Here is an 11,398-nt window from a genome sequence, read left to right on the forward strand (position 1 = left end):
GTAATGTTACTTGCTGTTTTTGAGATAAATTAACGAAGTTACTTAATTCGAGAATTCCACGTTTTAATAGCTAAATCAATATACCAACCTAAATTTGTAGGAGTTTTTGTTTTATATGAATTCCACCAAGCTCTATCTTCATCACTCATAGCATCTGGTGTCATACCCATTAACAAATAGGTTAGCAAAGAAAATGTATTATACGAATTTAAAGAAGCATAATATAAATATCGACTAGGTTCATCCCATTTTGGCATTCCATTTCTATTAAATGATAGTTCTTTATCTTGCAAATTAACAGTACCTTTTGTACAAACTATCCATTCAACTTGAGAATCATCAGATAATGAATTTTTATTTGCAGCTAAAACAAATCCAAATCTTGTAACTGGTACTTTAATATTAGTTCTAACTGCTGTTGGCAACCACAGAAATAAATTAACTTCATTACCAGTATTAGTTATTTCTGCAAGTTTTTTATGAGTCTTGCCATCCCCTGTACCAAATAATATTTTTCTGTAGCTCCCACTCACCATTTCTTTGACTTTTGGTTGGCATAAAAATTTCAACCTTAGCTTTCCAAAATCTTCACGAAATTGTCTGTCTAATCTAGATACAAAGTTATCTGTAAAAGCAGGTAAGCTACCGTAGTTTAACTCAGTATTTANTTATTTCTGCAAGTTTTTTATGAGTCTTGCCATCCCCTGTACCAAATAATATTTTTCTGTAGCTCCCACTCACCATTTCTTTGACTTTTGGTTGGCATAAAAATTTCAACCTTAGCTTTCCAAAATCTTCACGAAATTGTCTGTCTAATCTAGATACAAAGTTATCTGTAAAAGCAGGTAAGCTACCGTAGTTTAACTCAGTATTTAATGCTTCTCCTGGGAAACCCAATATCTGGTTCAATATGATATTTTTGACCACAGAGTTTAAACTTTACTTCTCCTTTTTCGTTTTCAATACTAAACTCCCACAAACAAAAATCATCCTCAAATTTAGAAGCTTCTCGATCTGTATAATTATCCTCATGGAAAGTAGGAGCAATCGCTATTAATTTCACAGGTAACGAATAATCTATTTCCTCTGCAAAAGGCTTTTCTATTAGCAAAGCTTTCCTATACCTAGTAAGCTGAGAGATTAAACCCCTATCCTCTTCATTTTTTAACTCAATTATCACAGGTTGCTTTGATAATTTACTTCTACATAATAAATCGCATCTTTGTCTATTAATAGTAGACTGTCGCCTAACTAAACATAAGTCGGGAAAGAGTTTCTCAAAATTATCTTCTATATAATCTTCCAAGTTTTCTTCTGACTTAAATCTGATTTCTCCTCCTACATATAATAGCTGGCGATTCTCTTTTCTTACTTTATCATCCCACTTTTTCCCATTCTTTGTTAAATCTTCTCTTTTTAAATATCCCATCTTTCTTTTCCTCATTTTTTCACTCAACGATCGCTAGTTGCTTAACTGATTTAATAGAGCATATTAAAGTCCATCTTTGGGTATTAATAGTATACTGACATTTCATCAAAACCAAGCCTGGAAAAATCTGAAGAAAATTTTCTTCTATATAATTCTCCAAATATTCTTTCGATACTCTGGCGGAGTGCTTCATAAAATGTATTAACTATTACGGATAGAGCAATAGTGAGAAAATTTCACTATTCATCTCCTCTGTCGGAGTGCTTCAGTTAAATGTTTTGCTTTAAGATATGGCATAGATTGATTGACAAAAAATAAGTAATTTTTTTATGTGTAACTGACAGATAAAAATTAATNATAAAAGTTAATTTATTAAAATTAATTTATTAAAATTACAATATTGATAATATTTTCCTTATCAAGGAATTAAATTGCCACATCAGTAGATAACCTTACTATTAATCCCTAAAATTAAAATGCAATACCAAATTGGTGATATTTTATCAGTTCAGCTTTTTGCAAATACCCGCCATTTTTTCGTGTACATTGGTAATAAAGAAACTATTGAATGGGGGCCTTGGGATGGAACATCTTGGATGGGTGGGAAAGGGCATATTTTCAGAAAAAAACTTTTTCAAGTAGGTTCCGAGTATAAGTGGCTGGGGAATAGTGGAGAGTTGAAAGAGATAACTTTAGAAAAGCGTACTGGAGCAACTAAGGAATTAATAGAAAAACGAATTAAGCTAGTTACAANGAAAGGGCATATTTTCAGAAAAAAACTTTTTCAAGTAGGTTCCGAGTATAAGTGGCTGGGGAATAGTGGAGAGTTGAAAGAGATAACTTTAGAAAAGCGTACTGGAGCAACTAAGGAATTAATAGAAAAACGAATTAAGCTAGTTACAACTGGAATTGATTACCATTTAGGTCATCGTAACTGCGAACATTTTGCATATTTTGTTACAGCAAATATGCCACGTTCTGACCAAAGTATTTGGCATATGTTTACAGATCACGATCCATTTACTACCAAACCTATGATTAATAATTTTGAGCAACTGCGTGAGGCATTACTCAGAAGTAAACACTGTGGTCCTGTGGGTCTATCCAGAGGAGATGCGTGAGAATGCAGTTTTTGTTAGTCAATTAGACGATGGTTATTACACCTACCACCTGAGTCATCCTTTAGGAGGACAACATTTGTATGTCACTACTGTTGAAAAAGCTGAAAATTTTGAATCAAGCTACAACTCAATTGTTTTGGCATATTTTGGCGCATTCTTTGGTAGAGGTGAAATTTTCAGCATTGTTCGCCAGTTGCGAGGGTGTTAATTTTTTTAATTTAGTTATTGCTCTGCTGATTAAATTTCAAAGCGTTTACAAATAAAAGTTTTAGCCTTTTTAGGTCGAAAAAAGTCCCACCTGTTTCAGTCTAAAATACTCAAAAAGTTAGTATTTTTGACAGACCAGGGCAAAAAAATTACTCCCCTACTCCCCCATTCCCTATATTCCTTAAAAAGACTTTTTCAGCAAACCCTAGTTATAGGCATTCAAAAAAAACGACAAAGAATAAAGAGGGTTGACAACAGGAAAAAAAGGCGATACTATTCATTCATTTGGCTTACTTCGTCCCTGCACTAGACTTTTTATTCAACTAAAAAACTTAGATAGATTATAGTAGGGTATGAACACCCCACTAAACTAGCCAACGCACTAACTAAACAACTTTTCCAGAACTAACTTCCGTCTCTAAATTAAACAAAAGTTGTAAAGTCTCCATCGCATGACGCCTCGCCTCAATATCCTGTTGCGCTCTTAGCTGTACCATTGGGTCGTGCAAAATCTTATTCACAATACCCCTAGTCAAAGCCTCAATTACCTCTTGATGTTTTTCCGCAAATTCCGACCCCAACCGAGATAAAGCTTTTTCCAATTCTTGTTCGCGAATAGTCTCTATTTTTTGTCGTAAAGAATTAATAGTCGGAACTGTTTCTAAACTTTTCCACCACACATCAAAAGCTTCCACCTCTTCCTCTAATAAAACCTCAGCTTCCATAGCCATTTGCCGACGACTTTCTTGATTTTGAGCAACAACAGCCTTTAAATCATCCACATTAAAACAACGAACATTTGGCAATTCACTCACATCAGTAGCAATATTACGAGGTACAGAAATATCTACCAACATTACAGATTTTAAAGGGTCTAAAATTACCTCTAATTTAGCCTTATCTAAAATCGGTTCAGTTGCACCAGTGCTAGTAAAAACTAAATCAGAATCAGCAATAACCTGACCCATTTCCGACATAGAATAAACATTTATATTTGCATCCTTAAAACTATTTGCTAAATCCTGAGCGCGTCCCACAGAACGATTAATAATAGATATCTTATTTGCACCTTTAGCTAATAAATGTTGCACCAATAATTTTGACATTTTACCAGCACCAACAATAGCCACTTGATAATTAGATAAATCCTCCAATTTCATCTGAGCTAATTCCACAGCAGCAGAACTAATAGAAACAGCACCAGTACCAATACTTGTTTCTGTCCTTACCCTTTTTCCAGCAGTTACAGCTTGCTTAAATAAACGATTAAGAATCCGCCCAATACCCTTATATTGTTGTCCGAGTTTATGAGTTTGTTTAACCTGAGATAAAATTTGTCCTTCACCTAATACCAAACTATCCAATCCAGCAGCAACTCGCATTAAGTGCATAATAGAATCTTCATGGAGTAGCATAAATAAATGAGGGCGAAGTTGAGTTAAAGGTATTTTACTAGAGTCAGAAAGAAACTGAGTTACTTCCCTAATTCCAGGCTGCATTTCATTAGTAACTACATAAATTTCTAAACGATTACAGGTACTAAGAATTCCTACTTCTTGGGTATAAGTTCCACTACACAATTGAGTAATTGCATTTTGTATTTCTGTTTCTGGAATACTTAATTTTTCTCTAACTTCGACTGGAGCTGTTTTGTGGCTAAGTCCTATTACGGCGATATTCATATAATTTTTATTTTGTTAACTTTTTGTTCTTTTTAATTTCAATCCCGTTTTGAAGGGAGGAATCTTATACCAGTTTAAAAAAAGAATGTTACGAATAATAAGGACTATTAAAAGACAAGAGTGAAAATGTATATTTGATGAAAAAGATAAATTAAAGCCGAAAAATGGTATTAAATATCTACATTATGACTCCTCACTCCTGAGTTTTAAGAAATAGCCTAGCTATTTGTAGCAAACATTTATCAAATTGGTATTAAAGAATGAATTAGGAGAAATTTATATCGTTTTAGTGCCGATTATAACTTACTCAAAAAAATGAGGCAGGTTTTACCAATGGATAATTGATAATTGATAATTGATAATTATGGAAAGCGTTCCGCAAAACTTTCCTGACGGAATGTTCCCCAAACGCAATTCAAGTCGCTCCGCAAAACCAAAATAATTATCCATTATTCATTATCCATTATCAATTAATGAACAGATATTAGGTATTTGGTATCAGTCATCCATCAACAGTTAATATTTTTAACAGGCTTGTTTAAGACTTCCACTATATTGCTTCAATTAGTGGTGTGCTTTGGTGGAGAGAAAAATCTACCACCATAAACTTTGATAAATTTTAACTGTTAACTTTTTGATGGATACTTAAACAAGCGGTCAGCACTCAGCACTCAGCAATAAGTAATATCATTTTTTTTACTTACGAGAAAGGGATTTTTCCCCTCTTAAACCATCCGGTGCAATAGCTGCTGGATTTTTTAAGCTTGGGTTAAAAACCTGATAGCTGTTTGCGGAGCATTCCGGGACGGAAATGCTAAAAGCTGATGGCTAGTTAAAATTCTTGCACCTCAATATTTAACTTAAAACCTACCCCAAAACACTAATAATTCCTCAACCATCCGAATTGATATGAGGAATTAATTATGACCTTATGACTGCTCGGTTCGTAGGTCATTTTTTAGTTTGGATATACTCTAAATTTATCCAATACTATTTCTATTTCAATTGCAATGTTTTAGCTTCTCCAAACATATGCACGGTATCTACGAACCGAGCAGTTTTTGACTGAGAAGAAATAACCAAACTTTGGGTACGAGCACCATGAGGGAAGAAACGTACTCCCTCCATTAGAGTACCAGGAGTAATACCACAGGCTGCAAATAGGACTGTTTCTCCAGAAGCTAAATCTTCAGCATTGTAAACTTTGTCTGGATCTTCGATGCCCATCTCTTTAAGTCGAGCCATGTTATCTTCTTTGCTTTCTCCAATTAAACCAGTTTTGACAATAGCTGGGTCATAAATCAGTTGTCCTTGGAAATGGCCTCCTAAAGCACGCATGGCTGCTGCAGAAATTACTCCCTCTGGTGCAGCACCAATACCCATCAAAGCATGGATATTTGTACCTGCAAATGCACAGGAAATTGCTGCAGAAACATCACCATCACTAATTAAACGAACTCTGGCACCAGCNAATTAAACCAGTTTTGACAATAGCTGGGTCATAAATCAGTTGTCCTTGGAAATGGCCTCCTAAAGCACGCATGGCTGCTGCAGAAATTACTCCCTCTGGTGCAGCACCAATACCCATCAAAGCATGGATATTTGTACCTGCAAATGCACAGGAAATTGCTGCAGAAACATCACCATCACTAATTAAACGAACTCTGGCACCAGCTTGACGAATTTCATTTATGAGTTCTTTATGACGTGGGCGATCCATCACTACAACCACCAATTCCTCAACAGCACGTTCCATGCAGTCTGAAATAATCTTGAGGTTGTCGGTAGCTGACTTATTAATATCTACATGATTTTTAGCTACTGCTGGTGCTGCTAATTTTTTCATATAGACATCTGGTGCTGCTAATAGACCACCTTTCTCAGAAATAGCTAATACTGCCATAGAACCATTTTGACCATAGGCAACTAGGTTTGTTCCTTCGCAAGGGTCAACTGCTATGTCAATCTCAAGTAGCTGGTCTATATCACAGACATCTTTAGCATTGGGCTGAGTACAAATTCCTACTTCTTCCCCAATGTAGAGCATAGGAGCTTCATCTCGCTCCCCTTCTCCAATAACGATACGACCTCTCATGTGAATTTCGTTCATGCGTTTCCGCATAGCTTCTACAGCTACTTCGTCTGCAGTATTTTTCTCACCTTTTCCCATCCAACGAGCAGAGGCGATCGCTGCTTGTTCTACTACTTCGATAATTTCTAAACCAATTACGTTATCCATGAATTTTTATTCTCCCAACTGCTGAGGAAAACTTTTTTATTTTGCTCTCCCAGTGTTAAAGTCTATCAGAGGCGGGGATCAACTTAGGACTTTGTGGGGGGAGAGTTGATGTAAAGTTTTATTGAGGGAGTCATGAGCCAGGAGTCACGAGTCAGTCGTACGGGGGAATGGCCATTCCCCCGTACAGGAGTCAGGATTGTGAAGATGATGGTTGATAGCCTCAAGAATAATTTAGGAAAATTTATTAGTTTGGGTCGAGTTTTGCTTACCTAGTTAATTTTGATCAAATGATCAGCAATAATAGAAAATCTTTATTAGAAAATTTTAGTCAATATGGAATGGAAGAAACGTGAGTAGCAATGTTATTGTCATTACTGATTCTGAGTTTGAAGCTGAAGTCCTTAAGTCAGAAAAGCCTGTATTAGCTTATTTTTGGGCTAGTTGGTGTGGTCCATGTAAATTAGTTGCTCCTTCAGTGGAAAAGGTGGCCACTGAGTATAGCGATCGCCTAAAAGTAGTAAAGATGGAGGTCGATCCTAACCCTGAAACTGTTAAGTTATATAAGGTGGAAGGACTTCCTTTACTTAAACTGTTTCGGAATGAAGAAATATTACTCTCCCATGAAGGGAGCATTACACAGAAAAAGTTAGTTGAGATGTTGGAACCTCATTTAGATAATTAATAATTAATAATTAATAATTAATAATTGATACTCCCTTCCCGCTAGAAGATTACCTAGCTAAATTTGGCTATAAGCTATATCTTGCAATAATCTAATGATTATAATCTTGCGCTGGGAAGGGATTTATTAATGGATAATGGATAATTGATAATGGATAATTACCTCTCCCTAAAAGGAAAAAATTTATTTTTTTCGCCTTTCAAGACTATCCCTTATCAGGAACTTCTGAAAACCTTGTGGGAAGTCTGGGGAGTAAGAATCTTGTCTGTAGTTCTCAAAAAAAATGTATTTTTCAATACACTTTTCTCTAGAAAAAGGCGATCCTAGACTTATACATGACTTTTCCATTTTGTCAAACCTTATCTTAAGAAAGATGTGGGTAATGGATAGCTTTCAAGGGGAGACTTTAAACCTGAATTATTTAATTATTAATTATTAATTATTAATTATTCGGTAATTTAGAGATAGTTTTTATTATTAATTATCAATTATCAATTATCCATTATTTATATGCAGTTATCAAAACGTTTAGAACCTCTAAGTTTTAATGTCTTTGCTGATATGGATATGGCTAAGGCAAGGGCAAAGGCGGCAGGAAAAGATTTAATAGATTTGTCTCTAGGTTCTTCTGACTTACCAGCGCCTCCCCATGCTTTAGAAGCGATCGCTCAATCTCTACAAGATTCTTATACTCATGGTTATTCGTTATTTTCTAGCACTGAAGCTTTTAGGCAGGCAGCAGCTCAGTGGTATAATAGGAAATTTGGCATTTCTGTAGATCCGGAAACTGAAGTTTTAGCTTTAATTGGTTCCCAGGAGGGTACGGCTCATTTACCTTTGGCTGTAATGAATCCTGGGGATTTTGCTTTGTTGCAAGACCCCGGTTATCCTTCTCATAGTGGTGGGGTGTATTTGGCGGGAGGTCAAGTTTACCCAATGCCTTTGTTGGCAGAAAATAAGTTTTTGCCTGTTTTGGCAGATATTCCTGAATCTGTTTTGGCTCAGGCAAAAATGATGGTTTTGAGTTATCCTCATAATCCCACAACGGCGATCGCTCCTTTATCTTTTCTGGAAGAGGCTGTGGCTTTTTGCCAAAAACATAATTTGGTCTTGGTTCACGATGCTCCTTATCTGGATTTTGTTTTTGATTCATCTTCTGAAGCTCCCGGAAAACAGTCTCTTGCTCCTTCCATTTTTCAAGCTGACCCGGAAAAAACTGTGTCTATAGAATTTTTTACTATGTCTAAGTCCTATAGTATGGGAGGTTTCCGAGTTGGTTATGCCATTGGTAATCCTCAGTTGATTCAGGCTTTGCGACAAGTTAAAGCCTGTATTGACTTTAATCAGTATCGGGGCATTCTCAATGGAGCGATCGCTGCNATTTTTTACTATGTCTAAGTCCTATAGTATGGGAGGTTTCCGAGTTGGTTATGCCATTGGTAATCCTCAGTTGATTCAGGCTTTGCGACAAGTTAAAGCCTGTATTGACTTTAATCAGTATCGGGGCATTCTCAATGGAGCGATCGCTGCTTTAACTGGTCCGCAAGAGGTGGTTAGAGAAACTGTGGACATTTTTCGGCAACGGCGGGACATTTTTGTTGGAGCATTGGATAAAATTGGTTGGCCTGTGCCAATGCCATCAGCAACTATGTATGTTTGGGCAAAGTTGCCGGAATTGTGGGCAAATGATTCTGTGGGGTTCTGTGTTGGCCTAGTGGAAAGTACGGGGGTAGCGGTTGCCCCAGGGGCTGGTTTTGGTCAGGCGGGAGAGGGATATGTGAGGTTTGCTTTAGTTCATAGACCGGAAGTTTTGTCAAGGGCTGTGGAGAAAATTTCGGTATTTTTACAGAGATAGTTGTATTGTAGGGGCAGGTTTATTTCAGTTATCAGTTATCAGTTATCAGTTATCAGTTATCAGTTATCAGTGAATTTTGGGAATAAATAATTGTGCAATTGACGGATTGAAATAATTGTAGGGGCAGGNAGTTATCAGTTATCAGTTATCAGTTATCAGTTATCAGTTATCAGTGAATTTTGGGAATAAATAATTGTGCAATTGACGGATTGAAATAATTGTAGGGGCAGGTTTTGTCATTGATTGTGATGGTAATAATTGAATTAACTAAACCTGCCCCAAATCAATTGATGGTGATGGTAATTAGGGGGTGGGTTTATTTGAATTTATTGTTGGGTATTTGATTCAATGGATGAACCTACCCCTACGGATTAATTTTTGTCATAAATAATTGTGTGATTTATGGATTTTGGGGGATGGGTTTATTTGATTNATTCAATGGATGAACCTACCCCTACGGATTAATTTTTGTCATAAATAATTGTGTGATTTATGGATTTTGGGGGATGGGTTTATTTGATTTATTGTTGGATATTTTATTCAATGGATGAACCTACCCCTACGGATTAATTTTTGTCATAAATAATTTTAGGGGCAGGTTCTATCATTAATTTTGATAGTGATAATTGAATTAAATAAACCTGCCCCAAATTTACCTCCGTGTAATTACATAAGTGATTTCAACTATGTTTTAGAGGGGGTAAAACTTCACTAAAACTTCATATAAAACTATAGACATTTGATTTTAAATCTGCTTATAATAGGTTTAAGCGAAAAGGAAAAAAGCTTAAATCGACTGGCAAACAATATAAATCCTAACTACAGGTACATTGTTACGCAAAAGACCAAATCAAAATCATAATTATCGGTGATTTGAAACACACATAATATCTTGTTACTTATGTTTTGATGATTTTAATAGATAGATTAATTTCCATTTAACCAGTTGTTTATAAGTTTTTTAGCCTAGCTAATTTTGACAAGACACAAATCAAACATTAAGGAGANCATAATTATCGGTGATTTGAAACACACATAATATCTTGTTACTTATGTTTTGATGATTTTAATAGATAGATTAATTTCCATTTAACCAGTTGTTTATAAGTTTTTTAGCCTAGCTAATTTTGACAAGACACAAATCAAACATTAAGGAGAGTAAAGATTATGGCGGGTTTAGTAAAGAAATTTTTAGCAAGTGCTTCTGTTGTTGCTGGTATGAGTGCAGTTTTCGGCACTCCGGCAATGGCGGCTAGCATCACAAGCGCTACAGTAACAGGACCTAATGTAGTTTATTCAGATGATGGTACAGGTGACTTAGACCCTAATTTACCTGGTGTCGATCTAACTTATATTCTTCAAAATGCAAATTACGGCAACGTAGAATTATCTGGTCAGTTAGGCGATCCTAATGCAGTTGATATGATGACTGCTACAGAATTAGAAATTTTGTTTAATGATGGCTCAGACGTTACATTCCGTAGCATGACTTGGGGTGACTGGTTTGGTGCTGCCACAAAAGATGGCTATGGCTATACTTCCTTTTTCCATCAATGGTATAACGAAGGAATTTCAACCGTAGGTAGTGGTTTAGAGGCTTTTGGAACTTCTCAGCAAATGTATAATATGGGTTGGGAATTTTTTACAGGTAGTAATTTACTAAATGGAGGAACCCCACAAGTTATGAGAATCAGTGACCCTAACGTTGCTACAGTACAAAAGANCAACCGTAGGTAGTGGTTTAGAGGCTTTTGGAACTTCTCAGCAAATGTATAATATGGGTTGGGAATTTTTTACAGGTAGTAATTTACTAAATGGAGGAACCCCACAAGTTATGAGAATCAGTGACCCTAACGTTGCTACAGTACAAAAGAGAGGTAATGATGATATCTTCTTCCAACTTGCAGGTCATAAAGACCATAGTTCAGGTTTTGCATTCAGTGAAGTTGTAGCAATTGAGCGTGACGGTATGTTACTAGGATATGCCTACGAGTTTGGCGGACCAGACGAATTAGCTACAGTATACGATGATGATAAAGAAGGTTCCCACCAAGGTCTCTACGATTTCACTATTACATCAGGAGGTGATATTTTAGCTGAAGATGTACCTGAGCCTTCTACTGTATTAGGTCTAGTGGCGATAGGTGGTTTAGTTGCTGCGACTAAGCGTAAGTCTGCAAAGT

11 protein-coding genes and 2 pseudogenes are annotated in these 11,398 nt (G+C 36.0%); 9 read left to right on the plus strand and 4 right to left on the minus strand.

Annotated features, from left to right (window positions below):
- Nucleotides 1-865 precede the first annotated feature (865 nt).
- On the minus strand, nt 866-1,429 hold the full coding sequence (locus tag AFK68_RS26625) for a hypothetical protein (protein WP_094676548.1): 564 nt from the start codon (nt 1,427-1,429) through the stop codon (nt 866-868).
- Between the two features lie 476 nt (nt 1,430-1,905).
- On the opposite strand from AFK68_RS26625, the gene AFK68_RS46590 reads away from it, so the two are divergent.
- From AFK68_RS46590 to AFK68_RS26635, 3 genes are all read left to right on the plus strand, one after another.
- On the plus strand, nt 1,906-2,182 hold a 277-nt coding region (locus AFK68_RS46590), incomplete at its 3' end, for a hypothetical protein (RefSeq protein WP_371357574.1).
- Nucleotides 2,183-2,193: 11 nt separating this feature from the next.
- Nucleotides 2,194-2,550: a hypothetical protein gene (locus tag AFK68_RS46595; protein ID WP_371357576.1), complete on the plus strand. Its 357-nt coding sequence runs from the start codon at nt 2,194-2,196 to the stop codon at nt 2,548-2,550.
- Nucleotides 2,543-2,758, plus strand: coding sequence for a hypothetical protein (locus tag AFK68_RS26635; protein ID WP_094676552.1), 216 nt, complete (start codon nt 2,543-2,545; stop codon nt 2,756-2,758). The genes AFK68_RS46595 and AFK68_RS26635 overlap by 8 nt, the downstream gene beginning before the upstream one ends.
- Before the next feature lie 385 nt (nt 2,759-3,143).
- Here AFK68_RS26635 and AFK68_RS26640 read toward each other — a convergent pair whose 3' ends face one another.
- The 3 genes and pseudogenes from AFK68_RS26640 to glpX all read right to left on the minus strand — a co-directional run.
- Nucleotides 3,144-4,439 (minus strand): glutamyl-tRNA reductase, encoded by a 1,296-nt coding sequence (locus AFK68_RS26640; RefSeq protein WP_094676554.1) that lies wholly within the window; start codon nt 4,437-4,439, stop codon nt 3,144-3,146.
- A gap of 996 nt (nt 4,440-5,435) precedes the next feature.
- A partial coding sequence (locus AFK68_RS26645; RefSeq protein WP_143438325.1) for a fructose-bisphosphatase class II occupies nt 5,436-5,909 on the minus strand: 474 nt, incomplete at its 5' end.
- A 1-nt stretch (nt 5,910) separates the two neighbouring features.
- Nucleotides 5,911-6,678, minus strand: a pseudogene (gene glpX / locus AFK68_RS26650) (class II fructose-bisphosphatase); the annotation flags it as partial.
- A gap of 132 nt (nt 6,679-6,810) precedes the next feature.
- On the opposite strand from glpX, the gene AFK68_RS37420 reads away from it, so the two are divergent.
- The 6 genes and pseudogenes from AFK68_RS37420 to AFK68_RS46610 all read left to right on the plus strand — a co-directional run.
- The gene (locus AFK68_RS37420) at nt 6,811-6,951 is read left to right on the plus strand and encodes a hypothetical protein (RefSeq protein WP_168186671.1); all 141 of its coding nucleotides are present in this window, start codon (nt 6,811-6,813) and stop codon (nt 6,949-6,951) included.
- A gap of 76 nt (nt 6,952-7,027) precedes the next feature.
- Nucleotides 7,028-7,360 (plus strand): co-chaperone YbbN, encoded by a 333-nt coding sequence (locus AFK68_RS26655; protein ID WP_094676556.1) that lies wholly within the window; start codon nt 7,028-7,030, stop codon nt 7,358-7,360.
- A 510-nt stretch (nt 7,361-7,870) separates the two neighbouring features.
- The coding region (locus AFK68_RS26660) for an LL-diaminopimelate aminotransferase (protein ID WP_246844484.1) at nt 7,871-8,739 on the plus strand (869 nt) is incomplete at its 3' end.
- A 1-nt stretch (nt 8,740) separates the two neighbouring features.
- Nucleotides 8,741-9,215: pseudogene (locus AFK68_RS46600) on the plus strand (aminotransferase class I/II-fold pyridoxal phosphate-dependent enzyme); the annotation flags it as partial.
- Nucleotides 9,216-10,382: 1,167 nt separating this feature from the next.
- Nucleotides 10,383-10,938: NF038130 family PEP-CTERM protein (locus AFK68_RS46605; RefSeq protein ID WP_371357575.1), on the plus strand; the 556-nt coding region annotated here is incomplete at its 3' end.
- A gap of 246 nt (nt 10,939-11,184) precedes the next feature.
- The coding region (locus AFK68_RS46610; RefSeq protein ID WP_371357577.1) for a PEP-CTERM sorting domain-containing protein at nt 11,185-11,398 on the plus strand (214 nt) is incomplete at its 3' end.

It is taken from the genome of Hydrocoleum sp. CS-953, from assembly GCF_002260545.1.
Taxonomy (GTDB): domain Bacteria; phylum Cyanobacteriota; class Cyanobacteriia; order Cyanobacteriales; family Microcoleaceae; genus Trichodesmium.